We start from the raw sequence: 26,369 nt of genomic DNA on the forward strand, positions 1-26,369 counted from the left end.
CTGTCGCTGCTAGCGTCGCCGCGTGCGCAGCCCCAAGGACTTCTTCGCCCCTCTCGCGGTGGGTGCTCCGGCGCCCCTCACCCAGGTGCCCTCCCGCCCCTCACGAGTGATCCACTTCTTCGACCCGAGCAACGACAAGATGGCCGCCAAGGTCCCGGCGATGGTCGGCACGGTCGACGTGCTGCTGGGCAACCTCGAGGACGCCGTCAAGGCGGACAAGAAGGAGGCGGCCCGCGCCGGTCTGGTGGCCATCGCCAAGGCCACCGACTTCGGCGACGCGACCCAGCTGTGGACCCGGGTCAACTCCCTCGACAGCCCGTGGGTGCTCGACGACCTCACCACGCTCGTCACCGAGATCGGCGACAAGCTCGACGTCATCATGGTCCCCAAGGTGCAGGGGCCGGAGGACATCCACTACGTCGACCGGCTGCTCGCCCAGCTCGAGGCGCGCGCTGGACTGCAGCGGCCGATCCTCGTGCACGCCATCCTCGAGACGGCGCGCGGCGTGGCCAACGTCGAGGCCATCGCCGGCGCGAGTCCTCGCATGCAGGGGCTGTCGCTCGGTCCGGCCGACCTCGCCGCGGACCGCCGCATGAAGACCACCCGGGTCGGTGGGGGCCACCCCGGGTACCTCGTTCGCCAGGACCCCCCGGCGGGTGTCGACGACGCGGTCAACGCGCCCCGCGCCACCTACCAGCAGGACCTGTGGCACTACACGATCGCGCGGATGGTCGACGCCTGCGCGATGCACGGGATCTTCCCGTACTACGGCCCGTTCGGTGACATCCAGGACGTCGTCGCCTGCGAGGACCAGTTCCGCAACGCGTTCCTCCTCGGCTGCGTGGGCACGTGGTCGCTGCACCCGGTGCAGATCGAGATCGCCAAGCGGGTCTTCAGCCCCTCGGCCGAGGACGTCGCGCACGCGCGCCGGGTCGTCGAGGCGATGGGCGACGGCACGGGCGCCGTGATGCTCGACGGCAAGATGGAGGACGACGCGTCGCTCAAGCAGTGCCAGGTGATGCTCGAGCTCGCCGAGCGCCTCGCGGCCACCGACCCGCAGCTCGCCGCCCTGTATGCCGCTGAGCCGGCTCCCGGCGAAGGTGCCGGTGCCTGACGTGGCGACGACACGCGAAGCCGGCGCCCCGGCATACCGGCCGCGTCGTTCGGTCCTCTACATGCCCTCGTCCAACGAGCGGGCCCTGGAGAAGGCGAAGACCCTCCCGGTCGATGCCCTGATCCTCGACCTCGAGGATGCGGTGGCGCCGGACGCCAAGGAGCAGGCGCGCGAGAACGCCTGCGCCGCGGTGCGGTCGGGCGAGTACGGCCGCCGAGAGCTGACGATCCGCGTCAACGGCCTCGGCACGCGGTGGCACGACGCCGACCTGGGCGCCGCGTGTGCGGCGGGTCCGGACGGGATCGTCGTCCCCAAGGTCGGCTCGGCCGACGAGGTGCGCGCCCTGGTGGCGGCCATGGAAGCGGCTGGGGCTCCCGAGCGCACCCGCTTGTGGGCGATGGTCGAGACGCCCGCGGCTGTGCTGCACGCGGAGGAGATCGCCCGGGCGTCAGACCGCCTCGCCTGCCTGGTCCTCGGCACCAACGACCTCTACAAGGAGCTGGGGGCCTCGTTCGCCCCGGGGCGCGCGGCCATCTCGGTCAGCCTGCAGCTGGTCCTGCTCGCCGCGCGGGCTGCCGGTGTCGCCGTGCTCGACGGGGTCTACAACGACGTCAAGGACGCCGACGGCTTCCTCGCGGAGGCAGGGCAGGGACGTGAGATGGGGTTCGACGGCAAGACCCTCATCCACCCCGGCCAGGTCGACCCGTGCAACGCGGCGTTCGCGCCGAGCCCCGCAGCCGTGGAGGACGCGCGCGCGGTGATCGCGGCGTTCGAGTCGGCGCAGGCGGAGGGACGTGGGGTCGCGACACTCGGCGGCCGGCTGATCGAGAGCCTGCACGTCGAGACGGCCCAGCGGGTGCTGGCCATCGACAAGGCCATCGCGGCGCTGGCCGACCAGACCTGAGCCGCTCGACCGGCGGGACAAAAGGTGGGCGGGCCGAGGCAACCTTTGCGCTCTCGGCGGCGTCTAGGTGAGTGCGGTCGTCCTCGGGGGAGGGCGACCGCGCCATGTGCCGCCCACGGTTTCGACGGTCACGATTCGGCGCGGGGGACAACCGGATCGCCCTCGCGTGCGTCACCATGACTGACAAGGCGTTGCCAGCGGACAGCGGTCTGCCGGCCAGGGAAGGGGAGTCGATGGATCGCAAGGACGTGGGAGCCCGCACCGCTCTGGCAGCATCCGTGCTGGCCGGGGTGCTCGCGTTGAGCGCCTGTGGCGGGATCACGTTCGGGCAGAACACCTCGGCGACGCCGTCGGCTGCGCAGGGCACGACCCCCGTGCCGGACCCCTCGTCCCCTGTCGTGGACCCAGCGCCCAGCGACACGGTCACGTCCACGAGCCCGGCGCCGTCGACCACCACACCCGCGCCCAAGCCGACCCCCAAGCCCTCGCCCAAGCCGACCCCCAAGCCCTCGCCCAAGCCGACCCCGAGGCCGATCCCCACGGCGGGTGACACCCTCCACGCGGGCGACTCGGGTCCGTACGTCAAGCAGGTCCAGCAGCAGCTGTCGGCCCTCGGCTACTGGAACGGCTCGGCCGACGGGTCCTACGGCGGCCTCACCTCCCAGGCCGTGATGGCCCTGCAGAAGGCGGCCGGCCTCGGCCGCGACGGAGTCTTCGGTCCCTCGACGCGGCGCGCCCTCCAGAACGGCGTCCGCCCGCAGTCCCGCACCGGTGGCACCGGCATCGAGATCGACAAGGCCCGCCAGCTGCTGCTCGTCGTGCGGGGCGGCAGGGTCACCCTGATCCTCAACACCAGCACCGGCAGCGGTCAGCCGTACACCAGCCAGGGCACGACCCGGGTCGCCACCACGCCGGCCGGCAGCTACAGCACGTACCGGGCGGTCAACCACCTCGACAAGGGTCCGCTCGGTGACCTGTGGCGTCCGCGGTACTTCAACGGCGGTATGGCCGTCCACGGGGCGGGCAACGTGCCCGGCTACCCGGCCTCGCACGGGTGCGCGCGGGTGAGCAACCCCGCGATGGACATGATCTGGGCCACCAACCTGATGCCGCTCGGCAGCTCCGTCACCGTCTACTGACGGTCGAACTGGTCGCGGACCCAGCGCAGCTGGGCACCGCCATGGCTCTTCCAGTAGTCAGCCGTGTGTCCGCCCTCGTCGAGGGTCAGCTTTGCCGAGGGGAGTGCCGTCGCGAACTCCTTGTTGCCCGGCACGAACGGGTCTGAGCGGCCGCAGTCGAGCCGCACCGGGATCTGGCGCAGGACCTGGGTGCGGCTGGGGTCGAAGACGTCGTGGGCCTCGAAGTCCTCCGCGTCGTCGAAGGCGCCCGCGGCACTGAGCCCCGGGGCGGTCCACAGCGCGGCGCTCTCCGCGACGACGGCGGCGACCCGCTTCGGGCCCAGCTGGCTGGCAAGCAGCAGCGACCCGTAGCCACCCATCGACCAGCCGAGGAAGGCGACCTTCCCGGCATACCCCGTCTCGCGCTGGACGAGAGGCAGGAAGTCCTCGACCACCATGGCCCCGGTGTCGACGCCCGCGCGGCGCGCGTGCCAGTAGTAGTCGCCGCCGTCGACGGAGGCGAGCGTCAGGCGCGTGGAGATCACGTGGTCCTGGAGGTTCATGATCCGGAACGCGTGGCTCGCGTCGCCGCCCTTGCCGTGCAGCACGACCACGACCGGCCTCTGGTCGGCGGCACCCTCGGTCTGCTGGGCGATCCGCCACGTGATGTCGCGGCCGGGCCAGTGTTTGCTCGTCAGCGACCCGGAGCGGACCTCGACCGCGGACGGGCCACACCCCGCGACACCCAGGGCAGCCGCACCGGCCACCCCGCCGAGGAGGGTGCGGCGGGTGATCGTGGCCATGACTTCACCCTAGGGGCGAGAACGGCCAGACCTCGGTATGCCGCGTTGCCGGCTACCAGCGCGACGTCGCCTCCGCGACGAGGTCGCCGAGCAGCTCGCCCTCGTCGACCTCGAGACCCTTGGCGACGAACCACCGGCACATGTTCGCGACGTCACGCTCGAGGAACTCGAATCCGCGCGGGTTGCCGATGATGTCGACGATCTGCGGCCAGTCGATGATGACGAGGCGCTCGCCGTGGAGCAGGACGTTGTAGGGCGACAGGTCACCGTGGGTCCATCCGCGCCGCGCCAGGACGACCATCGAGGTCCGAAGCTGCTCGAACAGGTCGGCGAGCAGCCCCGGCTCGGGCCGGGTCTGGGAGAGCCGGGGGGCGGCCTCGCCGTCGCTGCCGATGAACTCCATGAGCATCTCGCGGTCGCTCAGCTGGACGGGGTAGGGCACGGGTAGCCCCATGCCCCACAGCGTGCCCAGGGCCTCGAACTCCGCGACCGCCCACTGCCCTGACAGCAGCTCCTTGCCGAACTCCGTGCGACGAGCCATCGCTCGCATCTCGCGGCTGCGACGGACCCTGCGGCCCTCGTGGTAGCCGGCGTCCCGGTGGAACATCCGGTGCTCACCGGTGCGGTAGCGCTTGGCGGCGAGGAACGAGTCGACGGCAGGCGTGGTGGTGCCGTCCGGCATCCAGCGCCGGACGATGTGGACGTCGGCCTCCTTGCCCGTCTTGAGGACGCCGAGGTCGGACTCGACGGCGCCGAGTGCGGTGATGACCCAGTCGGGCCGGGGTTGCGGACCGTGCGTGGCACCGTCCCAGCTCGACCAGCGATCACCCTCGGGGGGTGCGTCGGGAAGGCTGTCAAACGAAAAGGAGATGTGCTCCTGGAACTGCATGGGTGGACTCCAGACAAAGAAGGGAAAGGGCACGGGATGCGCCCAGGACCGTCGTGGACATCTCGTGCCTCCAATCCCCGCTGAGGGAGTCGTGCGCGCGGCTCCGTGCCGCGCGGCATACCCGGAGAGCGTGACAGACGCGGCGCCCCTCCCGCCACCGAATTAACCGCGCCCCACCTTTATCGGGTCTAGGGACAAAGGGATGCTTCACCCCGGAACCGTTCCAGGGTGAAGCCGACACAAGTCCCTAAACCCGATAAAGGTGGGGTCTGGGTGGGGAGGCTCACATGGCGGGAACCTGTGCTGGGACTGGGGCACTCGGCATACTCGCGGGAGGTCCAATTCCCGCTGACCGCGACGACCCGGTCACGAAATCGCAAGGTGGCGAACCACATGTCCCGACTCCAGCAGACCGATGGCCTGACCGAGGAGCAGACCGAGCTCGTGAAGCTCGTGCGCGAGTTCGTCAACGAGCAGATCATCCCCGTGGCGCAGGAGCTCGAGCACAAGGACGAGTACCCCACCGAGATCGTGGAGGGCATGAAGGAGATGGGGATCTTCGGGTTGATGATCCCCGAGGAGTACGGCGGCCTGGGGGAGTCGCTGCTGACTTATGCGCTGGTGGTCGAGGAGATCGCCCGCGGCTGGATGTCGGTGAGCGGCATCGTCAACACCCACTTCATCGTCGCCTACATGCTGCTGCAGCACGGCACCGACGAGCAGAAGCAGCGCTACCTGCCGAAGATGGCGACCGGCGAGATCCGCGGCGCGTTCTCGATGAGCGAGCCTGGCCTGGGGTCCGACGTGTCCGCGATCAAGACCAAGGCCGTGCGTGACGGCGACACCGACAACTGGCAGATCACCGGCCAGAAGATGTGGCTCACCAACGGCGGCAGCGCGAATCTCGTTGCGGTGCTGGTGAAGACGGACCTTGGCGCCGACTCGGTCTACAAGAACATGACGACCTTCCTGATCGACAAGACCGCCGGGTTCGGCGAGACGGCGCAGGGCGTCACCATCCCGGGCAAGATCGACAAGATGGGTTACAAGGGCGTCGACACGACCGAGATGGTCCTCGACGGCCACCGGACCACCAGCGCCCAGATCCTCGGTGGTGAGCCGGGCAAGGGCTTCTACCAGATGATGGACGGCGTCGAGGTGGGTCGCGTGAACGTCGCAGCCCGCGCCTGTGGTGTTTCGATGCGGGCTTTCGAGCTCGGCATCTCCTACGCCCAGCAGCGCGAGACGTTCGGCAAGAAGATCGCCGAACACCAGGGGATCCTGTTCCGCCTCGCCGACATGGCCACCAAGGTCGAGGCCAGTCACCAGATGATGGTCAAGGCGGCCCGGCTCAAGGACGCCGGCGCGCGCAACGACCTCGAGGCCGGCATGGCCAAGTACCTCGCCGCCGAGAACTGCGCCGACGTGGTCGAGCAGTCCTTCCGCATCCACGGCGGCTACGGCTACTCCAAGGAGTACGAGATCGAGCGCCTCTACCGCGAGGCCCCCATGCTGCTGATCGGCGAGGGCACCGCCGAGATCCAGAAGATGATCATCGGCCGACGCCTGCTCGAGGACTTTGCATTGAAGAAGTGATGGCGAGGGTATGCCGCGGGGCCGGCCCCGCGGCATACCCACGTCGCGATCGGGTGCCGATCAGCGCACTCCCAGCCGGCTTTGACACACTGGTGCCATGAGCACGCAGCCGAATGCCATGGCGAGGTCCCGCGCGGTCCTGGCGCTGGAGTACCCGATGTCCCTGGGCCGCTACGACACCTACGCCAAGGCGCAGAAGGCCGTGGACTACCTGTCGGACCACGAGTTCCCGGTGCAGAACGTCCTCATCGTCGGCACCGACCTCAAGCAGCTCGAGCGGGTGACCGGCCGGCTGACCCGGCAGCGGGTCGCCATCGGCGGCCTGGTCTCCGGCGCGTGGCTGGGTCTGTTCGTCGGGCTGATCTTCTCGCTGCTCGACACCAGCGGCGGCGCGGGTCTGGTGGGCGTGCTGCTGACGGTGGCCTTCGGTGCGGTGTTCGGGCTCGTGTGGGCCCTGATCGGCTACGCCCTGACCGGCGGCAACCGCGACTTCACCTCTGTCATGCAGGTCGTCGCGACGCAGTACGAGGTGCTGGTGGAGCACAAGTTCGCCGCCCAGGCGCGTGAGCTGCTGACGACGATGGACCCGATGGCCGCGGCACAGGCCCAGGTGGACGCGGCGCGCGAGGCCGAGCGTCAGCGGGCTGCGGGCCAGCAACCGCCGCCGCCCTCCGCCTGACCCGCGGCTCGGCCGGCATACGTCATCGGGGCGCACGGCATACGCAATCAACCGTAGGCAAGTCCGCGCTGCGGGGAGCACACTGCTAGAGGCATCCGCACCGCTGTCTCGCAGCCCGGCTCTCGACGGGAGACCTCCATGGCCCGGTCAGCCGACGTCCCCGTCGACCCCGTGCAGTCGGTCGACGCGGCCACGCTGGCGGACCGGCTGCGCGAGACGCACGAGCGGCTCGCGGCGGTCAACGAGGTGCTCTCGGCGGTCGGACGATCCGCGGGGGACCCGGAGACGGTGCTCGCCACGATCGTCGACAGCGCCCGCCGCCTGTGCCGCTCCGACGCCGCGCAGCTCTGCCTCCTCGACGACGACCGCATCTTCCAGCTGATCAAGGCGGTGGGCATCAGCGACGAGGCCATCGCCTACATCGCCGAGCACCCGCTGCCGCTGGACCGGGCCACGCTGATGGGTCGGGTTGCGCTGGACCGCAGGGCCCAGCAGATCGAGGACGTCGTGGCGGACCCCGAGTACGGGCGCCTCGACCTGCAGCGGGTCGCGGGGTTCCGGACGACCATGGGCGCCCCCCTGATCGTGGACGACGAGGTCGTCGGGGCGATGGTGCTGTGGCGCAACGAGGTCAGCCCGTTCGCCGAGCGGGAGCTGTCCATCGTCACGGCGTTCGCCGGTCAGGCGGCGCTGGCCATCAACGGGGTCCGCCTGGTGCAGGAGCTCCAGGCCGGGCGGGCCGAGCTCGCGCGCAAGGTGGACCAGCTCGAGGCGCTCGCGGAGATCGGCCAGGCGATCAGCTCGACCCTGGACCCGGACGAGGTGCTCGGCACCATCGTGCTCCACGCCGTCGAGCTCTCCGAGGCCGACGGCGGCTCCCTCATGGAGTTCGACGAGGACTCGGGCTTGTTCCGCGTCCGGACTGCCTACGGGACCGGCCCGGAGGTGATCCAGGCACTGAAGGAGACCCGGATCCACGTCGAAGAGACGCTCGTCGGCCGAGCGGCCCTGTCCGGCAACCCGATCCAGGTCCCCGACCTGGGTGATGTCGAGCTGGATGCGCACCTCAAGGTCCTCCACGACAACGGGTGGCGCTCGCTCGTGGCCATCCCCATGGCGCGGCCCGACCGGATCGTCGGTGTGCTGGTCGTGCGCCGCAAGACCACCGGTGCCTTCACGGACGAGACGTGCGACATGCTGGCGGCCTTCGCGAGCCAGTCTGCGGTGGCCCTGATCAACGCCCGGCTCTACCGCGAGCTGGAGCGCCAGCGGGCCGAGCTGGCGGTCACGAGCGAGCACAAGTCCGAGTTCCTGGCGAGCATGTCGCACGAGCTCCGGACGCCGCTCAACGCCGTCATCGGGTTCTCGGAGGTCCTGCTCGAGCGGATGTTCGGGGACCTCAACGAGCGGCAGGAGGACTATCTGCAGGACATCCTCGGCGCTGGCCGCCACCTGCTCGACCTGCTCAACGACGTCCTCGACCTGTCCAAGGTCGAGTCCGGCCACATGGAGCTGGAGCTCACCACCTTCCCGATCGCCGACGCGGTCAACCAGGTCCTGTCGCTGCTGCGCGAACGCGCCGGACGGGGCGGCATCGACCTGCGCCCTGACATCGCTGCGGGCCTGTCCCAGGTCACCGCCGACCAGCTGCGGTTCAAGCAGGTGCTGCTCAACCTTGTTGGCAACGGCGTGAAGTTCACGCCCGAGGGTGGCACCGTGACCGTGTCGGCGTCGCGCGAGGGGGACGAGCTGACCGTGACCGTGACGGACACCGGCATCGGGATCGCGGAGGGCGACCGGGAGCGGATCTTCGACTCGTTCCAGCAGGGTCCCCGCACCCCCTCGGTGACCGAAGGCACCGGCCTCGGCCTCACCCTCACGCGTCGCATCGTCGAGCTGCACGGCGGCCGGGTCTGGCTCACCAGCGAGGTGGGGGTCGGCAGCACCTTCGGCTTCGCCCTGCCGCAGCCGGCGGCCGCGCCGCACGAGGCGCAGCAGGCTTGGACCCTGCCAGCCGTGGACGACACCCGGCCGACGGTCGTGGTGATCGAGGACGACCCGAGCTCGTCCGAGCTGGTCGGCGTCCATCTCACCGCGGCGGGCCTGCGGCCGGTGCCGGTGCGAAGCGGCGAGGAAGGTCTCGAGGCGATCCGCGCGCTGCGGCCGACAGCAGTGGTCCTCGACATCCGGCTGCCCGGCATGGACGGCTGGGACGTCCTGGGCCAGATCAAGGCCGACCCGGAGCTCGCGGGCACTCCGGTGGTCGTCGTCTCCGTCCTGCCGGACCGCGGTCGCGGCTTCGCCCTCGGCGCGTCCGACTACCTCCTGAAGCCGGTCGCCCGCGAGGTGCTTTTGGGAGCGGTATGGCGCGCGGTCGCCGACCACGCGGACCATGCGGGTGCGGGTGCGGGCGCCGGGAGGGAGGAGCGCACGCTGGTCGTCATCGACGACGACCCGCGGGCACTGGAGATCGTGCGCGCGACGCTCGAGCCCCAGGGCTGGCGGGTCGCGACGTTCACCCGCGGGGCCGAGGCGCTGAGGTCCATTGCGGCCCTCGCGCCGAGCGTGGTCCTGGTCGACCTGCTCATGCCCGACACCGACGGGTTCGCCGTCATCGACGCGCTGCGTGCCGACCCCACGACCGCCGCAGTGCCGGTGGTGGTCCTGACGGCCAAGTCGCTCACGCAGGATGACCGGGCCCGGTTGCAGGGGCGGATCGAGTTCGTGGCCTCCAAGAGCCAGCTCGACCTCGGGGTGCTGGCCCGACGGCTGGCCCAGGTCGCCACCTCGCGCGGCCGCACGGCGGCCGTGACGGAAGCGGCGGGCGTGACGGAAGCGGCGAGCGCGACGGAGGCGGCGGGATGAGCGAGGGAACCGTGCTGCTCGTCGAGGACAACCCGCGCAACCTGAAGCTGGCGCGCGACGTCCTGGAGTACGCCGGGTTCACCGTGACCGTCGCCACGACCGGGGAGGAGGCGGTCATCGAAGCGACCCGGACCCTGCCGGACCTCATCCTGATGGACCTCCAGCTGCCGGGGATCAGTGGTCACGCGGCACTGGTCCGGCTGCGGGACGACCCCCGCACTGCGGCCATTCCCGTCGTGGCGCTCACTGCCTTCGCAATGCGGGCTGATCGCGAGCACGCCCTGTCGACGGGCTTCGACGGCTACCTCGAGAAGCCGATCAACGTCCGCGAGTTCCCCGACCAGGTGCGCAGCCACCTGCGCGCCGGTCGGTCGGGGGGTCTTCGTGACTGACGTGGCCGGCACGGTCCTGGTCGTCGACGACCTTCCGCAGAACCTGCGCCTCATGGACGCGGTGCTCTCGCCCCGTGGGTACACCGTGGTGGGTGCCAGCTCCGGCGAGGAGGCGTTGGAGCTGATCGCCGCCCACCTGCCGGACGTGATCCTCCTCGACGTGATGATGCCGGGCATCGACGGCTACGAGACGTGTCGGCGCATCCGCTCGGACCCGGCCACGTCCTTCCTCCCCGTCGTGATGGTCACGGCCAGTGGCGACGCGGAGCGGTTGCGTGCACTCGAGGCGGGTGCCGACGACTTCATCACCAAACCCCTGGACCAGCCCGAGCTGCTGGCGCGGGTGCGCTCCCTGGTCCGGGTCAAGCGCTACCACGACACCGTGACCGCCCAGGCGGAGGCGCTCGCGTCCTGGAACCGCGAGCTGGAGGCCCGCGTGAGCGCCCAGGTCGAGACCTTGGAACGGTTCGGACGACTGCGCCGGTTCCTGTCGCCACAGATCGCAGGGCTGGTCGTCGACAGCGGCGACGAGTCGTTCCTCCAGAGCCACCGATGTGAGATCACGGCGGTGTTCACGGACCTGCGCGGCTTCACACCGTTCGCGGAGACGGCCGAACCGGAGGAGACGATGGCCGTCCTGAGGGAGTACCACCTGGCCCTGGGGGAGCTCGTCTTCGCGTACGAAGGGACGCTCGAGCACTTCGCCGGTGACGGGTTGCTGGTCTTCTTCAACGATCCCGTTCCCTGCCCGGATGCCCCGGAGCGTGCCGTGCGGATGGCCGTTGCCATGCGGGAGCGGGTGACCGAGCTGGCACAGGCCTGGCGAAGCCGCGGTCACGACCTCGGCTTCGGGGTGGGAATCGCGCAGGGGTACGCGACCCTCGGCCGCGTGGGCTTCCCCGGGCGGTACGACTACGCAGCCATCGGGACGGTGACCAACCTTGCCGCACGGTTGTGCTCGGAAGCGGCCGCCGGCCAGATCCTGGTGACCCAGCGGGTGCTGACCGGCGCCGGGGCCACGGCGACGAGCCGGAGTGTGGGACCACTGGCGCTGCGGGGCTTCAGCCGCCCCGTGGACGCCCACGAGATCCTCGGACTGACGAATGCGGAGGTAGTGCAATGACGACCACAGCGGAGAGCACGATGTCCGGTCGCACCCTCGACGACCTCGACGACGCGGCCCGGAACGCCGCCTTCGACGCCCTCCAGGCCCGGATGCCCGAGGTCTGGCGGGCGATCGGGACCAACGCGGCGGACGAGTCCGTGGTGGTCATCCCCTCGATGACGGTGGACCGGGTCGTCGCGAGCTCGGGCGGCATGAACCAGGCCCTGGAGGAGCGCTTCCTGTTCCTCCTCCTGCTGCTGCGCCAGCCGCGACTGCGCATGGTCTATGTCACCTCGATGCCGATCAACCCGATGGTCGTGGAGTACTACCTGTCGCTGCTGCCGGGCGTGATCCCGAGCCACGCCAGGGCGCGGCTGTCCCTCGTCTCCATCGGCGACACCGGCCCTGAGCCGCTGACCGAAAAGCTCCTGACCCGGCCGCGGGTGCTTGCCCAGATCAGGGCGCTCGTCCCGAACCGGTTGCGCTCGCACCTCATCCCCTACAACACGACCGAGCTCGAACGTGACCTGGCGCTCGTCCTGGGGATCCCCATGTATGGCGCGGATCCTCGGCTCTTCCCCCTCGGAACCAAGACGGGGTGTCGCCGCCTCTTCGGCGAGGCCGGTGTGTCCTATCCCGCGGGGTACGAGGACCTGCACTCACGGGCGGACCTGGAGGCGGCCCTGCAGTCCCTGCGCCACGACCGACCGAACGCGAGCGGTGCGATGGTGAAGCTCAACGAGGGTGTCTCCGGGGCGGGCAACGCCCTCGTGAGACTCGACGGGCTCCCCCCAGTGGGTGCCGCGGACGAGGCCGCGGAGCTGGCTCGTCGCATCGACGAGATGGAGCTGGAGGACACGCGGATCTCGGTGGACACCTACCTCGCCAAGCTCCTCGAGCGCGGCGGGATCGTCGAGGAACGCATCGCCGGCGACGAGATCCGCAGCCCGAGCGTCCAGCTCAGGGTCACCCCTCTCGGTGAGGTCGAGCTGCTGTCCACCCACGACCAGATCCTCGGTGGCCCGAGCGGGCAGTCCTACCTCGGCTGTCGCTTCCCTGCAGACCCGGAGTACGCCGGGCTCATCACCCGCGACGCCCAGCGGGTCGGGGACCTGTTGGCCGAGAAGGGCGTGCTGGGACGGTTCGCCCTCGACTTCGTGACGGTGCGCGAGGGCGACTCGTGGACGGCGCACGCCATCGAGGTGAACCTGCGCAAGGGCGGGACGACCCACCCCTTCCTGACCCTCCAGTTCCTCACCGACGGCCGGTACGACGCCGAGGAGGGGCGGTTCGTCACGCCCAACGGCGAGGAGCGACACCTCGTGGCCACGGACCACCTGCAGGACCCGAGCCTGCGCGGGCTGCGGGTCGAGGACCTGTTCGACCTCGTCGCCCGGGCCGGCCTGCACTTCGACCAGGCCCGGCAGACCGGCGTCGTCTTCCACATGATGAGTGCCCTGACGGCCTACGGACGGGTGGGGATGACGGCGATCGGGGAGTCGCCCGCGGCGGCGGACCAGCTCTACGCCGCCGCCGAGGGCGCCCTGCTCGAGGAGGCCCGCGCCGCCCTGCGGGCCGACCCCGTCCCCTCCTGACCCCCGTCCCCTCCTGACCCCCGTCCCCTCCTGACCCCGTCCCTCGGGGCACTGTGCCCTCCTGACCGCCCCGGCATTTCCCCTGGGGGCGGTCAGGGGGCGCTCATGGGGTCACGGCGCGATGGCCGTGGCGTGCAGCAGTGCCTCGATGACGACCTGGCGCCAGCTGGTCCGTTCGGTCGCGGTGCGACAGGAGGCGCCACCGCAGCGGCACTCCCACACCCACTTGGCGCCGACCTGCCGCACGGTGGGGTGGTGGTGGGCGATGTCGGGACGGTGGCGGGCGATGGTGCTCATGGGGTGCTCCCTCGTGTCGTGGCCGGTGGGCCGGCCGCCCCCTGCGGGACACCTCAACCTTCCCGTCGGCGAGCCGGACGGTCTGTGGGCGCCGACACGCCCGCTGTGTGCCGCCGGTGACACAGAGCCGCCGTGACACGGTGCCGGCGGTGACACGGCGGGCCGACCCGTGCTGCACTGAACGCATGGAGTGGCGACTGCTGGGGGGTCTGTCGGAGCAGGAGCGCCGGCTCGTCATCGCGGGCACCCAGCGGCACCGCTACCGCTCGGGTGAGGTCGTCTTCCACGAGGGCGACCTCGCGGAGTCCCTCCACTTCGTCGCGGAGGGTCGCCTCGTCGCGCGGCGCACCACGGCAGCCGGTGACAACGCGACCTTCGCCGTGATGGGGCCGGGAGAGGCGTTCGGCGAGATGGCGATGCTCTCGCCACAGGCGCGGCGCACGTCCACCGTCGCGGCCCTGGAGCCGGCGGTGACCCTCACCCTCCGGTATGCCGAGTTCGAGCGGCTGCGTGCAGCGCACCCGGGCGTCGAGAGACTTCTCGTCGACGTGCTGGCAGAGCGGGTCCTGCGGTTGTCCGACCACCTCGTCGAGGCGTTGTACCTGCCCGCCGAGCAGCGCGTGCTGCGTCGCCTCGACGGCCTCTGCGCTCAGTACGGCTCGCTCGGGAACGGACAACCGGTCCGGATTCCCTTGACCCAGACCGAGATCGGTGAGCTCTGCGGTGCCTCGCGGGCGACGACCAACAGGGTGCTCCAGGCGTTGGTGGCCGACGGGCTCGTCACGCTGCGCCGCGGGGGCGTCTACGTGCAGGACCGCCACGGGCTGCACCGCCGCGCGACCGCCGGGAGCTGACCCGCCGGTGAGGGAGGCGCGAACTCGGCCCGGCGGCATACCCTCTGTCCATGACTGAGCCTGCTGGGGACAAGCCCGCTCTCGCCGAGTTCGGCGACGACTTCTCGTCGGTGCTGTGCGTCGTCGCGCACCCCGACGACATCGAGTACGGCACCGCCGCCGCCGTGGCGAAGTGGACCGCGGTGGGCAAGACGGTGACGTACTTCCTGCTGACCCGCGGCGAGGCGGGGATCGACACGATGCACCCCGACGAGGCGGCCGGCGTGCGCGAACAGGAGGAGCGCGACGGCGCCGCCATCGTCGGCGTGACCGAGGTCGACTTCGGCACCCACCGGGATGGCAACGTCGAGTACGGCCTGGCCCTGCGGCGGGACATCTCCCGCGAGATCCGTCGTCGCAAGCCGGACGTCGTCATCACCGGGCACTACGGCGACCGGTTCGTCCAGGGCATGCTCAACCAGGCCGACCACCGGGCCGTCGGGCTGGCGACGGTCGATGCGGTCGCCGACGCGGGCAACCGGTGGATCTTCCCCGAGCTGGTCGACGAGGGCTTCGAGCCGTGGAATGCCAAGCGGCTCTGCTTCGCCGGCTCACCGACGGCCACGCACTACGTCGACGTGGGCGACCACTTCGACCAGGCGGTGGCCTCGCTCGAGGCGCACCAGGCCTACAACTCGGCTCTGCCTGAGGCCTTCCCCAAGCCGGCCGAGCTGATCGGCATGATCCTGGGCTGGGGTGGTCAGGCCGCAGGCGTCGACAGGGCCCTCACGCTGGACGTCGTCGAGCGCCGCTGAGTCCTTGGCGCTTGCAGCTCAGCGGGACTGGACCTCGCGGATCCACGTCTCCACGTCGGTCGACGTGCGTGGCATGGCGGCCGAGAGGTTCTCGCAGCCGTCGGCAGTGACGAGCACGTCGTCCTCGATCCGCACGCCGATGCCGCGGAACCGCTCCGGCACCTTGAGGTCGTCGGCCTTGAAGTAGAGGCCGGGCTCGACCGTCAGGACCATGCCGGGCTCCAGGTCGGCGTCCATGTACTCCTCGCGGGTGGCCAGCGCGCAGTCGTGGACGTCGAGGCCCAGGTGGTGGCTGGTGCCGTGCACCATCCAGCGCCGGTGGTACTGGCCGTGGTCCTTGTCGAGCGTGTCCTCGACCGAGACACCGTCGGGCAGCAGGCCCCAGGCGTGCAGGTGCTCGGCGATGACCCGGATCGCGGCGGCGTGGACGTCCGAGAACTTGTTCCCCGGCTTCACCGCCGCGAGCCCGGCCTCCTGCGCGGCATACACCGCGTCGTAGACCTCGCGCTGCGCGTCCGAGAAGGTGCCGCTGGCGGGGAGCGTGCGGGTGATGTCGGCGGTGAAGAGGGACTCCACCTCGACGCCGGCGTCGAGCAGGATGAGGTCGCCCTCGTGCAGCTCGCCGGTGTTCTTGATCCAGTGCAGCGTGGTGGCGTGGTCGCCGGCAGCGCAGATCGAGTCGTAGCCGACACCGTTGCCCTCGTGCCGTGCGGTGAGGCCGAAGACGCCTTCGACCCAGCGCTCGCCGCGGCCCTTCGCCAGGGCTTCGGGCAGATCGGCGATGACGGCCTCGAACCCGTGGTGGGTCGCCTCGACCGCCTTGCGCATCTCCTCGACCTCCCACTCGTCCTTGGTGAGGCGCAGGTGGGAGAGGAAGTGGGCGAGCTCGTTGTCGGCCTCGGTGAGGTCGTCCTGCTCGGTCGCCTCGGCGGTGCGGGCCGCGTCGAGCTCACGGGTCAGGTCACGGTCGGCGTCGCGCACCATGCGCACCGTCACCTCGCCCGAGTCCTTGACGACCGCGTCGGCGAGCTCGTCGATGTGGCGTCCGGTCAGCCCCAGCTCGACCTCGATGTCCTCGATGGTCGGTCGCGCGCCGACCCAGAACTCGCCGTAGCGGGTGTCGGCGAAGAACTCGTCGGTGTCGCGGCCGGCGAGCGGGCGGAAGTACAGGATCGCCTCGTGGGTGCCGTCGTCGCGGGGCTCCAGGACGAGCACGGCGTCGGGTTCCCGGTCGCCGCCGAGCCCGGTGAGGTGGGCGAACGCGGTGTGCGGCCGGAACACGTAGTCGGTGTCGTTGCTGCGCACCTTGAGGCCACCGGCGGGGATGACCAGCCGGTCGCCGGCGAACGCCGCGCTGACGGCGTCACGCCGCGCCGCGGCATACCTCGCGGCCTCGCTCAGGGCGCTGGGGCCGGGGCGACGTGGCGCCCAGTCCTCGGCGACGAACGCACGGAACTCGTCGGTGGTGGGGCGGGCGCGGTTCTCGGCGTTCTTCTGCTCTTCGCTCACCCCGCCATCGTGCCACGCGCGTATGCCGCGTCGCAGCCTGCCCGGTCGCGGCACCTCGGGCGGCGCTTCGAAGCGCCTCGGCGAGCGTCGGCGCTCGCCGCTCAGGCGTCGGAGAGGAGGGTGAGCACGGCCTTCTCGATCGCTGCCTGGCGGCGCTCGGGGGTGCGGTAGCGGGAGGGGTCGACGTCGACGGTGGAGCCCGACTCGTAGCGGTCGAGCACGCGCGGGTCGATGTAGGAGTTCTTCGCAATGGTCGGGGTGTTGCCGAGGTAGCCCGCGACCTCGTCGACGGCGGCCTTGATGGCCCGCTTGCGCGAAGCCTTGGTGTCACCCGGCTCGTCGCTGGCGCCGAGGGCGAGGGCGGCGAGGACGGTGGCGTGCCACGTGCGGAAGTCCTTGGCCGTCAGCTCACCACCGAGCAGGTCGGCAAGGTAGGCGTTGACCACGGTCGAGTCGAGGTCGGCCCAGCGCCGGGCGTCCTGGTAGGCCAGCAGCCGCTTGCTCGCCGACTTGCGGCGGCGCATCCGGTCGAGTGCGGCGATGGCGGCGGCGTCGTCGATCTCGATGGTGTGCTCGATCCCCGACTTGCCGACGAAGGTGAAGACGATGACCTCACCCCGGCGGCGGACGTGCTGGCGCTCGAGCGTGGTGAGGCCGAACGAGCCGTTGTCCTGGGTGTAGGCGTCGTTGCCGATGCGGAAGTAGCCGAGGTCGAGCAGTCGGACGGCGGTGGCGGCTGCCCTGGGGCGGGGCATGCCCTCGAGCGCGAGGTCGTTGAGGATCCGGCGTCGGGCCGCGGGCAGCTTGGCCGCCGCGGCCAGCACCCGGTCGAACTTGGTCTGGTCCTGCTTGAGCCGCCACACGGGGTGGTAGAGGTACTGCCGCCGTCCCGCGACGTCGGTGCCCACTGCCTGGATGTGTCCTTGGGGCAGCGGGCAGATCCAGACGTTCTCCCACGCCGGCGGGATGGCCAAGGAGCGGATCCGCTCCACGTCGGCGCCACCCAGCCGTTCGCCGTTCTCGTCCAGGTAGACGAACCCCTTGCCGGCACGTCGCCGCGTCCACCCCCTCGACTGGGGGGACACCTTCCGGAGCCTGGGCATCGCGGCCTACAGCCTGTCCAGGGCCGACTTCAGGGTGCCGGCGGTGTCGTTGCCGAGCTTGGTGAGGAGCGGCATGGCCACCGGCCAGAGCCACCGGCCCAGCCCGGTGAAGGAGAACTCGGCCTGGTAGTCCACCGACGACCCGGAGCCGTCAGGAGCCACCGTGATGGTGTCTCGGCTGGTCGTGGTCTCGTTGCGCCCCACGATGACGAACCCGTGGTCGGAGACGCTCTCAAGGGTGTAGTCGAGGTCGACGGTCCGGCCGGCGAACCTCGACACGTTGTGCCAGACGGTGCCCGGTGACCCGTCACCGGAGAGCAGCTCGCACCTGACCGTGCCGGCGTCCCACTCGACGGCGTTCTCGAAGTCGAGCAGGTAGGGCAGGACCTGTGCGGGGGTGGCGGACGTGGCGACGGTGCGCTGGACGGTGGGCATCAGGAGCTCCTGTGGTTGCGACGGGCACGGCGGGTGGTGAGGGCGGTCGTGCCCAGGACGAGTGCTGCGGCGCCGACCGAGGCTGCCGTGCGCCGGACTGTGTGCCGCCAGCGCAGGGGGTCCACCGAGCGCAGGGCCGCGCGGACGGCCGCGTCGTAGCCGGTCTGTCCGCCGGGCGGAGGGCCGATGGCCGACTGCACGTCGTCCTCGTGGCAGACCGCGTCGTGGACCAGGCTGCCCACCAGGGGGCGTGCGATGCCGGCCGAGATCGGCGTGACCAGGCCGACCCACAGCCCGGCCAGCCGAGGAGTGAGGACCGGGACCGAGACGATGAGCCGGCGCCCGATGCCCGCGACCAGGGCATAGCGCTGCATCATCTCGGCGTAGGTCAGGACGTCCGGGCCGCCGATGTCGAACGTCCGGTTGGTCTCGGACGGCAGGTCGGCTGCTCCCACGAGGTAGTGGACGACGTCGTCGACGGCGATCGGCTGGATGTTGTTGTCGACCCACCGGGGGGCCACCATCGCCGGCAGCCGTTCCGTGAGGTGACGCAGCATGTCGAAGGACGCGGAGCCGTCGCCGAGCACGACCCCGGCCTGCAGCACCGCCGCCGGCACGGGTGCGTCGAGGAAGATCTCGCCGACCTCGACGCGCGAGGCCAGGTGCTCGGACAGGTCGCCCTGGGGGTGCAGCCCGCTGAGGTAGACGATCCGGCCCGTGCCGGCGTCGGCCGCCGCCGCCGCGAATCCCTGGGCCATGGTGCGGTCGCGTTGGACGAAGCTGCCTTGGCCGTCCATCGAGTGCAGCAGGTAGTAGGCCACCTCGGCTCCGTCGAGCGCCCGCGCCAGGTCGTCGGGTGAGGTCGCGTCGCCTTCGACCACGTCCACGTCGTCGCGCCACCCATGGCGCTCGAGGCCCGCCCTGCTGCGGGTCAGGACCCGCACCGACCAGCCGGCGTCGAGCAGGGCAGGGACGAGCACCCCGCCGATGTAGCCGGTGGCGCCGGTGACGAGGGCGGTGCGGGGTGCGGGGGAGGTCATGGCATCAGCTTCCGGTGGACAGGACGACGGGTAGGAGGAAGAGCATCCCCAGCGACCACGTCAGGTGCGTGATCATCGGTCCGAGGATGCCGCCGGTCACCCGCCGCTGGAGTGCGGTGACGAGGCCGAGGAGGGCGGCCGCGAGGACGAGCAGCGGTATGCCGGCCCCGGCCGTGGTCAGCGCGTAGACGACCGTGGTGATCGCCACCGCGTGGCGCCGTCCGACGGCGGAGTAGAGCGCGCCGCGGAAGTAGAGCTCCTCGGCGACGCCGTTGACCGCGGTGAGCAGGGTGACGAGGGCCAGGGACCCCAGGCGTGCATGGTCGAGCAGGTGCTCCACCGGGTTGCGCAGGACCGGGACGTGGGCGACGACCGCGGCACCGGCCAGGAACAGGACGAGCAGCAGCGCCCCGAGGGCGAGGGACTGGACGATGGGCCGGGCGTCCTCCCCTCCGGCACGGGTGTGCGCTCGCCCCAGGTGGAGGGGCCCGGACACGAGCGCACCAGCGGTCCAGACGCCAGCAAGGCCGAGCGTCGCGACGTAGAACAGCGGGTCGCCGGGCCGGATCCGCAACGCGAAACCGAGGACGACGGTGCCGACCACGAGCGTGACCAACGCGACCAAACGACGGCGACGGAAGGCCTGGTCGCTCTCGGTGTGGTCACGGGCAACCGGCTGCACCAGCGCGGCCCGGATGAAGTCACGCACCTCCCGGACGGGGTTGAGTCCCTGAGCCGGGTGTGGGGTCGCGGGGCCGGTCATGCGCGTGCCGCGTCGTAGCGTCGCAGTGCCTCGCGGCGTTCCTCGGCATGGTCGACGATGCGCTCGGGATAACCGCGGGCGAAGCCGTCGGCGCTCTTCCAGGGCTCGTGGGCGGCCTTGCCCGAGAGGTGCGCGAGCTCGGGCACGTAGCGCCGGACGTAGTCACCGTGGGGGTCGAAGCGCAGACCCTGCGTCACCGGGTTGAAGACTCGGAAATATGGGGAGGCGTCGGTGCCGGTGCCGGCGACCCACTGCCAGCCGTGGTTGTTCGACGCGATGTCGCCGTCGATGAGGTGGTCCAGGAAGTGCCTCGCCCCGATCGGCCACCAGACGTGGAGGTCCTTGGTGAGGAAGCTGGCGGTGACCATCCGCATCCGGTTGTGCATCCAGCCCTCCTGGAGCAGCTGGCGCATGGCTGCGTCCACGACGGGGTATCCGGTGCGTCCCTGGCGCCACGCGTCGACCGCGTCACCTGCCTCGTCGTAGTCCATCCCCGACAGGGGTGTGCGCAGGTCGTGCCACGTCGAGGTCGGGTGGTGCCACAGCACGTCCGCGTAGAACTCGCGCCACGCCAGCTCGGTCGCGAACCGCTCGGCTCCGTCGCCGAGGTGACGGCGCCCGTCTGCCAGGTCCGCCAGCAACGTGCGGGGGTGGACCGCCCCGATCTTGAGGTAGGGCGACAGCCTCGAGACCCCGTCGAGGTCCGCGCGGTCACGGTCGGTGGCGTAGTCGGCGAGGGCGCCGTCGCGGAAGTCCGCCCACCGTCGCAGCGCGGCGCCCTCGCCCGCCTCGGGCAGGCTCGGGAGGTCCGCGGCCGCCCGCGCCTTCTGCAGGGTGCTCAGCGCTGACTGGTCGGAGCGCACCCGCGCCAACCGCAGCCCCTTCGGCTCGATCGCCGGCGCGGGCCACCCGTGGTCGCGCCACGCGCGCGAGAACGGCGTGAAGACCTTGTAGGGCGTCCCCTCGGCGTTGACCACCGAACCCGGCCCCACGGCATACGGGGAACCGGTCTCGACCCAGTCGACGCCCGTCTCGGCGAGGGCGGCAGCGACCTTGCGGTCACGGCGCTGACCCGCGGGCGTGGTCTCGCGGGAGACGTGCACGGAACCGGCGCCGACCTCCTGCGCCAGCTGCGGGAGCACCGTCGCGGGATTGCCCTCCCGCACACAGAGCCGCCCCTCGTATGCCGCGTCGGCCGCCTTGAGGCTCTCGGCCAGCCACGCGCGGCGCGCGTTTCCTGCGCCTCGCCACAGGGCAGGGTCGAGGACGAACACGACAGCCACCTCGCCCTGTCCGCCACCCGCCGCGGCCCGGGCGGCGTCCTGGGCGGCCTCGTGGGCTGCGCCGAGTGCCGGGAGATCGCCCCTACGCAGGTCCCGGCGCAACCACAGGATGCTCGAGGGGGACACGCGGACGCTCCTTCACTGGGGCTGGAAAGGCTCAGGGAGACCCGGGACGGCTCACGGTAACCCGCTGACCTGCGATGTTCAATGTGTGTTGAAGGTCAGAGGGTGCCGTCGGGGCCGCTGCGACGCGCCTCGTCGGCCGAGGCGTCGTCGGGCATCGTCTGGCTGACTCGCTCGGCCTCGACCCGGCCGAGGTAGATGTCGACCTCCTCCTTCGTGCGCGCCTCGTCCCAGCCGAGGACGGGAGCGACGAGAGCCGCGGCGGCCGGCGCGGCGGAGACGCCCCGGTCCCAGGCCTCGATCGAGATGCGCGTGCGCCGGGTCAGGATGTCGGTGAGGTGCAGGGCGCCCTCGTGCGAGGCCGCGTAGACGACCTCGGCCTTGAGGTGGTCCTCGGCACCGTCCAGTGGCTCCTTGAGCTCGGGTCGCTCGGCGAGGAGGTCGAGGATCTCCTGGGTGAGCGAGCCGTAGCGACGCAGCAGGTGCTCGACCCGCGCGACGTGCAGCCCCGAGGCGCGGGCCAGCGACTGGCGCTGGTTCCACGCGGCCTGGTAGCCGACGCCGCCGAGCAAGGGGATGGTGTCGGTCGTGGAGTCGGCGATCCGGCCGGCGATGGCCTGGGCCGCCTCGTCGACGGCGTCCTTGGCCATGACGCGGTAGGTCGTGTACTTGCCGCCGGCGACGACGACCAAGCCCGGGGCGCTGTGGGTGACGACGTGCTCGCGCGAGAGCTTGCTCGTCGACTCGGACTCGCCGGCGAGGAGTGGTCGCAGGCCCGCGTAGACGCCCTCGACGTCCTCGTGGGTCAGTGGCGTCGCGAGCACGCGGTTCACGTGGTCGAGGATGTAGTCGATGTCAGCGCGCGTGGCCGCGGGGTGGGCCTTGTCCAGGGCCCAGTCGGTGTCGGTGGTGCCCAGGATCCAGTGGCGGCCCCAGGGGATGACGAACAGCACCGACTTCTCGGTGCGCAGGATCAGGCCGGTGGAGGAGTGGATGCGGTCGCGGGGCACCACGAGGTGGATGCCCTTGGAGGCCCGGACGTGGAACTGTCCCCGCTCACCGACCATCGCCTGGGTGTCGTCGGTCCAGACCCCCGTCGCGTTGACGATCTGCTTGGCGTTGATCTCGAACTCGCGATCGGTCAGCTTGTCGATGGCGCGCACGCCGGTGACGCGCTCACCCTGACGCAGGAAACCAATGGCAGCAACGCGGTTCGCGACGTGGGCCCCATAGCTGGCGGCGGTACGTGCGAGCTCCATCGTGTGGCGGGCGTCGTCGACCTGCGCGTCGTAGTACTGGACCGCACCCGTGAGGGCGCTGCTCTTGAGGCTGGGCATCAGTCGCAGCGCCTGGCGCCGCGTGAGGTGCCGGTGGTGGGGGAGGGCCGAGCCACCGCCGGAGCTCATCGACATGGCGTCGTAGAGCGCGATCCCGGATCCGACGTAGGCGCGCTCCCACACGTGGTGCGTCAGCGGGTAGAGGAACGGGACGGGACGGACGAGGTGGGGCGCGAGGCGGGTGAGCAGGAGGCCGCGCTCGTGCAGGGCCTCCCTGACGAGGGCGAAGTCGAGCATCTCGAGGTAGCGCAGACCGCCGTGGATCAGCTTGCTGGACCGAGAGGAGGTGCCGCTGGCGAAGTCGCGCTGCTCGATCAGACCGGTCGACAGCCCCCGAGTCACGGCATCGAGGGCCGTGCCGCTCCCGACCACGCCGCCGCCGATGACGAGCAGGTCGAGCTCCTCGCCACTGCCGAGCACGTCGATGGCGTGCTCGCGCCCCTGCGGTGAGAGCGCGGTGTTCGTGCCTGCCAGTCCCATCGTGCTACCCCTCGTCGACATCCACCCAGTCCAGGGTGCGTTCCACGGCTTTGCGCCATCCGGCATACCCGTCGGCGCGCTGCTGGTCCGACCAGGTCGGTGACCACCGCTGGGACTCCTGCCAGTTGGCGCGGAGCTCGTCGGTGCCTGACCAGAAGCCAGTGGCCAGACCTGCAGCGTAGGCCGCACCGAGCGCGGTCGTCTCCGCGACCACGGGCCGGGACACGGGGACGCCGAGGATGTCGGACTGCAGCTGCATGCAGAGGTTGTTGGCCGTGACCCCGCCGTCGACCTTGAGCACCTCGAGCTCGACGCCGGAGTCCTTGGTCATCGCGTCCGAGACGTCGCGGGTCTGGTAGCAGATGGCTTCGAGGGTGGCCCGCGCCAGGTGGGCGTTGGTGTTGAACCGACTCATCCCGACGATGGCGCCGCGGGCGTCGGGACGCCAGTAGGGCGCGAACAGGCCGGAGAACGCGGGAACGAAGTAGAGGCCGCCGGTGTCCTTGACCTGGTTGGCGAGCCGCTCGATGTCGGCCGCTCCGGAGATGATGCCGAGCTGGTCGCGCAGCCACTGGACGGCCGACCCGGTGACGGCGATGGAACCCTCGAGCGCGTAGACGGGCTTGGCGTCCCCGAGCTGGTAACAGAGGGTGGTCAGCAGCCCCGACTCGCTGCGCACGATCTCCTCGCCGGTGTTGAGGATCATGAAGTTGCCCGTGCCGTAGGTGTTCTTGCCCTCGCCGGGCGCGAAGCAGACCTGGCCCACGGTCGCGGCCTGCTGGTCTCCGAGGTCGCCGGCGAGCGGGACCTCGCCGCCGAGCGGGCCGTTCGCGAGGGTGTGGCCGTAGAAATCGGGGTCGGAGCTGGGCCGGATCGTCGGGAGCATCGTGCGCGGGATGCCGAAGAAGCCGAGCAGTTCGTCGTCCCAGTCGAGGGTCTTGAGGTCCATCAGCATGGTGCGGCTCGCGTTGGTCACATCGGTGACGTGCACGCCCCCGTCGGTTCCCCCCGTGAGGTTCCAGAGCAGCCAGGTGTCGATCGTGCCGAAGATCGCGTCGCCGCTCTCGGCGACCGCACGGGCACCGTCGACGTTGTCGAGGATCCACTGGACCTTGCCCGCCGAGAAGTAGGCAGCGGGAGGGATGCCGGCGCGTTCGCGAATCACGTCGCCCTGGCCGGACTGGTCGAGGGCCCGGGCGATCCGGTCGGTGCGCGTGTCCTGCCAGACGATCGCGTTGTGCAGGGGCCGTCCCGTGCGGCGGTTCCACACGACGGTGGTTTCGCGCTGGTTGGTGATGCCGAGCGCGGACAGGTCGCCGGCCTGGAGGTTGAGGTGCGACAGCGTCGAACCGATCACGGTCTGGGTGCGCTCCCAGATCTCGAGCGGGTTGTGCTCGACCCAGCCCGCCCGCGGCATGACCTGCTCGTGCTCGAGCTGGTGCCGACCGACCTCGGCACCGTCATGGTCGAACACCATGAATCGCGTGCTCGTCGTCCCCTGGTCAACCGCGCCAACGAAATCGGCCATGCCGCGACCCTAGTGCGGCGCCCTGCCAGCCGCCCGGCATACCCGATCGTGGGTGTTCGGGATCACGCCGCTGGATCCGGTCCGGCACGCGCCTGGCGCCGGGAAACCGGCGGGCGCGGCAGTTGGCGATTCAGAACGCGAAACGAGCCTGTGGATATCTGAAGGCTCGTTTCACGTTCTGCAGAGAGACTGTCGCGGTGAGCGAGAACGAGGGCTTCTGGTCCGAGGTGGACGAGCGGGCTGAGCGCCGGGAGCTCGCGGCGGAAGAGCGGGCCGCGGTGCTGGCCAGGGAAGAAGCCGTCGTAGACCTGCCGTCCGTCCTCCGCCTGGCGTCGCGAGCGGTCGACGGGCTGGTGCGCAGCACGTTGAACGCCCAGGGCATGTCGCACGTGTCGCTGACCGGGCTCGACATCCTGGGCCTGGGAGGTCAGGGCCTGGTCGACAAGACCATCGGCCATCTCGATCAGCGGACGGTGACGGTGTCGACAACCGAGGAAGGTCGTCGGCTGCACGAGTGCGCACGGAGGGCGATCGACGACGCCCTCCACGTCGTGGCCGAGGACATCACCGACGGGAGGTTGGCCGACCTCACCGAAGACCTGGCCCGCGTCGCCGACGTCGACCGTGGCCGCCATCCGTGGAATCGGTGGTGAGCCGCGCCGCGCCGGGTCAGGTGGCGCGGGGTCAGGCCTTGGGCTCGGGCTCGGTGAGCGTCGGTCGACCGGGCTGTTCGCCGCCGCGCGCCTCCAGGTAGGAGTTCTTGGGCACCATCACCTTGCGGCGGAAGATGCACACGAGCGTGCCGTCCTGGTTGTAGCCCTTGGTCTCGACGTACACGACACCGCGGTCGTCCTTGGACGTGCTCTCCCACTTGTCGAGCACCTCGGTCTGGCCATAGATCGTGTCACCGTGGAACGTCGGCGCGACGTGGCGCAGCGACTCGACCTCGAGGTTGGCGATGGCCTTGCCGGAGACGTCGGGCACGGACATGCCGAGCAGCAACGAGTAGATGTAGTTGCCCACCACCACGTTGCGCTTGAACTGCGTGGTGTTCTCCGCATAGTTCGCGTCGAGGTGGAGGGGGTGGTGGTTCATGGTGAGCAGGCAGAACAGGTGGTCGTCGTACTCGGTCACCGTCTTGCCGGGCCAGTGCTTGTAGACCGCACCGACCTCGAACTCCTCGTAGCTGCGTCCGAATTGCATGGGCCCATCCTGCCGATGGCAGCCGGACAAGGACACCGGTATGCCGCGTGCGTTCCCTCACAGCCGGCGTGGTCGAGCCTGGGCGAAAGTTTTTCGTCGCAAAGATCGAGAGGACCAGCGCCCGCCCGTCAGGGTGGTGACAGGGCCGCACGGCCAACCCACGCCGACCAGGGAGCAGCAACCATGAAGTACGTCATCCTCATCCACTCCAACCCCCAGCCCTGGGGGCACCCGACCAGCGACTTCATCCCCGAGCACCAGGCGTTGTCGGCCGAGGAGCGCGCGGTCCTCCAGTCCGACTTCGAGGCGGTGCTGGAGGACCTGTCCGATCGCGGCGAGCTCGTGGGCGGCCAAGCCCTCGGCAGCCCCCACGACGCGAGGCTGTTCCGCTGGTCGGGCGGCCGCCGCAAGATCACGGACGGTCCCTACGCCGAGACCACCGAGCACTTCGCCGGCTTCTTCCTGATCGACGTCCCCACCCAGCAGCGGGCCGAGGAGGTCGCGCAGAAGTTCTCCGGTCCCGGCGAGACCGTCGAGCTCCGCCCCGTCGCGGAGTGACC

25 protein-coding genes are annotated in these 26,369 nt (G+C 70.7%); 13 read left to right on the forward strand and 12 right to left on the reverse strand.

What is annotated here, in order from left to right; translation table 11 throughout:
• Positions 1–22 precede the first annotated feature (22 nt).
• From AC1DWP_RS16855 to AC1DWP_RS16865, 3 genes are all read left to right on the forward strand, one after another.
• The gene (locus tag AC1DWP_RS16855) at positions 23–1,114 is read left to right on the forward strand and encodes an HpcH/HpaI aldolase/citrate lyase family protein (protein ID WP_477615640.1); all 1,092 of its coding nucleotides are present in this window, start codon (positions 23–25) and stop codon (positions 1,112–1,114) included.
• A gap of 1 nt (position 1,115) precedes the next feature.
• Entirely contained in the window at positions 1,116–2,018 is a 903-nt protein-coding gene (locus AC1DWP_RS16860; RefSeq protein ID WP_477615641.1) for an HpcH/HpaI aldolase/citrate lyase family protein, read from the forward strand.
• A gap of 176 nt (positions 2,019–2,194) precedes the next feature.
• Positions 2,195–3,157 (forward strand): L,D-transpeptidase family protein, encoded by a 963-nt coding sequence (locus tag AC1DWP_RS16865; RefSeq protein ID WP_477615642.1) that lies wholly within the window; start codon positions 2,195–2,197, stop codon positions 3,155–3,157.
• Here AC1DWP_RS16865 and AC1DWP_RS16870 read toward each other — a convergent pair.
• Both AC1DWP_RS16870 and AC1DWP_RS16875 read right to left on the reverse strand, forming a co-directional pair.
• A complete protein-coding gene (locus tag AC1DWP_RS16870; RefSeq protein ID WP_477615643.1) occupies positions 3,151–3,939 on the reverse strand; it encodes an alpha/beta fold hydrolase in 789 nt (262 codons plus the stop codon). The genes AC1DWP_RS16865 and AC1DWP_RS16870 overlap by 7 nt on opposite strands.
• 52 nt (positions 3,940–3,991) lie before the next feature.
• The gene (locus AC1DWP_RS16875; RefSeq protein WP_477615644.1) at positions 3,992–4,828 is read right to left on the reverse strand and encodes a serine protein kinase RIO; all 837 of its coding nucleotides are present in this window, start codon (positions 4,826–4,828) and stop codon (positions 3,992–3,994) included.
• 393 nt (positions 4,829–5,221) lie between these two features.
• On the opposite strand from AC1DWP_RS16875, the gene AC1DWP_RS16880 reads away from it, so the two are divergent.
• The 6 genes from AC1DWP_RS16880 (at position 5,222) to AC1DWP_RS16905 (ending at position 13,060) form a co-directional block, all read left to right on the forward strand.
• Positions 5,222–6,424, forward strand: coding sequence for an acyl-CoA dehydrogenase family protein (locus AC1DWP_RS16880; RefSeq protein WP_477615645.1), 1,203 nt, complete (start codon positions 5,222–5,224; stop codon positions 6,422–6,424).
• A 97-nt stretch (positions 6,425–6,521) separates the two neighbouring features.
• A complete protein-coding gene (locus AC1DWP_RS16885; RefSeq protein ID WP_477615646.1) occupies positions 6,522–7,103 on the forward strand; it encodes a YflT domain-containing protein in 582 nt (193 codons plus the stop codon).
• Positions 7,104–7,241: 138 nt separating this feature from the next.
• The gene (locus AC1DWP_RS16890; protein WP_477615647.1) at positions 7,242–9,968 is read left to right on the forward strand and encodes a response regulator; all 2,727 of its coding nucleotides are present in this window, start codon (positions 7,242–7,244) and stop codon (positions 9,966–9,968) included.
• On the forward strand, positions 9,965–10,360 hold the full coding sequence (locus tag AC1DWP_RS16895) for a response regulator (protein ID WP_477615648.1): 396 nt from the start codon (positions 9,965–9,967) through the stop codon (positions 10,358–10,360). The genes AC1DWP_RS16890 and AC1DWP_RS16895 overlap by 4 nt, the downstream gene beginning before the upstream one ends.
• The gene (locus tag AC1DWP_RS16900; protein WP_477615649.1) at positions 10,353–11,483 is read left to right on the forward strand and encodes an adenylate/guanylate cyclase domain-containing protein; all 1,131 of its coding nucleotides are present in this window, start codon (positions 10,353–10,355) and stop codon (positions 11,481–11,483) included. The genes AC1DWP_RS16895 and AC1DWP_RS16900 overlap by 8 nt, the downstream gene beginning before the upstream one ends.
• Positions 11,480–13,060 carry a peptide ligase PGM1-related protein gene (locus AC1DWP_RS16905; protein WP_477615650.1) on the forward strand — a complete coding sequence of 527 codons (1,581 nt, stop codon included), beginning with the start codon at positions 11,480–11,482 and terminating at the stop codon, positions 13,058–13,060. The genes AC1DWP_RS16900 and AC1DWP_RS16905 overlap by 4 nt, the downstream gene beginning before the upstream one ends.
• 111 nt (positions 13,061–13,171) lie before the next feature.
• On the opposite strand, the gene AC1DWP_RS16910 is transcribed toward AC1DWP_RS16905, so the two are convergent.
• On the reverse strand, positions 13,172–13,357 hold the full coding sequence (locus AC1DWP_RS16910) for a hypothetical protein (RefSeq protein WP_477615651.1): 186 nt from the start codon (positions 13,355–13,357) through the stop codon (positions 13,172–13,174).
• Between the two features lie 185 nt (positions 13,358–13,542).
• Between AC1DWP_RS16910 and AC1DWP_RS16915 the strand changes: the two genes are divergently transcribed.
• Positions 13,543–14,211 carry a Crp/Fnr family transcriptional regulator gene (locus AC1DWP_RS16915; protein WP_477615652.1) on the forward strand — a complete coding sequence of 223 codons (669 nt, stop codon included), beginning with the start codon at positions 13,543–13,545 and terminating at the stop codon, positions 14,209–14,211.
• Between the two features lie 50 nt (positions 14,212–14,261).
• Positions 14,262–15,005: a PIG-L deacetylase family protein gene (locus AC1DWP_RS16920; RefSeq protein WP_477615653.1), complete on the forward strand. Its 744-nt coding sequence runs from the start codon at positions 14,262–14,264 to the stop codon at positions 15,003–15,005.
• 18 nt (positions 15,006–15,023) lie between these two features.
• On the opposite strand, the gene AC1DWP_RS16925 is transcribed toward AC1DWP_RS16920, so the two are convergent.
• The 8 genes from AC1DWP_RS16925 to glpK form a co-directional block, all read right to left on the reverse strand.
• Entirely contained in the window at positions 15,024–16,514 is a 1,491-nt protein-coding gene (locus AC1DWP_RS16925; RefSeq protein WP_477615654.1) for an aminopeptidase P family protein, read from the reverse strand.
• Positions 16,515–16,615: 101 nt separating this feature from the next.
• Complete coding sequence (locus tag AC1DWP_RS16930) at positions 16,616–17,599, reverse strand: DNA topoisomerase IB (RefSeq protein WP_477615655.1); 984 nt, start codon at positions 17,597–17,599, stop codon at positions 16,616–16,618.
• Positions 17,600–17,623: 24 nt separating this feature from the next.
• Positions 17,624–18,052 (reverse strand): SRPBCC family protein, encoded by a 429-nt coding sequence (locus AC1DWP_RS16935; RefSeq protein ID WP_477615656.1) that lies wholly within the window; start codon positions 18,050–18,052, stop codon positions 17,624–17,626.
• Positions 18,052–19,092 (reverse strand): NAD(P)H-binding protein, encoded by a 1,041-nt coding sequence (locus AC1DWP_RS16940; RefSeq protein WP_477615657.1) that lies wholly within the window; start codon positions 19,090–19,092, stop codon positions 18,052–18,054. The genes AC1DWP_RS16935 and AC1DWP_RS16940 overlap by 1 nt, the downstream gene beginning before the upstream one ends.
• Positions 19,093–19,096: 4 nt before the next feature.
• Positions 19,097–19,855 (reverse strand): CPBP family intramembrane glutamic endopeptidase, encoded by a 759-nt coding sequence (locus tag AC1DWP_RS16945; RefSeq protein ID WP_477615658.1) that lies wholly within the window; start codon positions 19,853–19,855, stop codon positions 19,097–19,099.
• Positions 19,852–21,264 (reverse strand): cryptochrome/photolyase family protein, encoded by a 1,413-nt coding sequence (locus tag AC1DWP_RS16950; protein WP_477615659.1) that lies wholly within the window; start codon positions 21,262–21,264, stop codon positions 19,852–19,854. The genes AC1DWP_RS16945 and AC1DWP_RS16950 overlap by 4 nt, the downstream gene beginning before the upstream one ends.
• A gap of 95 nt (positions 21,265–21,359) precedes the next feature.
• Complete coding sequence (locus tag AC1DWP_RS16955; RefSeq protein WP_477615660.1) at positions 21,360–23,078, reverse strand: glycerol-3-phosphate dehydrogenase/oxidase; 1,719 nt, start codon at positions 23,076–23,078, stop codon at positions 21,360–21,362.
• 4 nt (positions 23,079–23,082) lie between these two features.
• Positions 23,083–24,606, reverse strand: a complete 1,524-nt coding sequence (gene glpK, locus AC1DWP_RS16960) for a glycerol kinase GlpK (RefSeq protein WP_477615661.1) — start codon at positions 24,604–24,606, stop codon at positions 23,083–23,085.
• 197 nt (positions 24,607–24,803) lie between these two features.
• On the opposite strand from glpK, the gene AC1DWP_RS16965 reads away from it, so the two are divergent.
• Positions 24,804–25,259 carry a hypothetical protein gene (locus AC1DWP_RS16965; protein ID WP_477615662.1) on the forward strand — a complete coding sequence of 152 codons (456 nt, stop codon included), beginning with the start codon at positions 24,804–24,806 and terminating at the stop codon, positions 25,257–25,259.
• Between the two features lie 31 nt (positions 25,260–25,290).
• On the opposite strand, the gene AC1DWP_RS16970 is transcribed toward AC1DWP_RS16965, so the two are convergent.
• A complete protein-coding gene (locus tag AC1DWP_RS16970; protein ID WP_477615663.1) occupies positions 25,291–25,809 on the reverse strand; it encodes a MaoC family dehydratase in 519 nt (172 codons plus the stop codon).
• 183 nt (positions 25,810–25,992) lie between these two features.
• On the opposite strand from AC1DWP_RS16970, the gene AC1DWP_RS16975 reads away from it, so the two are divergent.
• The gene (locus tag AC1DWP_RS16975) at positions 25,993–26,367 is read left to right on the forward strand and encodes a YciI family protein (protein ID WP_477615664.1); all 375 of its coding nucleotides are present in this window, start codon (positions 25,993–25,995) and stop codon (positions 26,365–26,367) included.
• The last annotated feature ends 2 nt before the right edge of the window (positions 26,368–26,369 follow it).

It is taken from the genome of Pedococcus sp. P2_F6 (genome assembly GCF_056403675.1).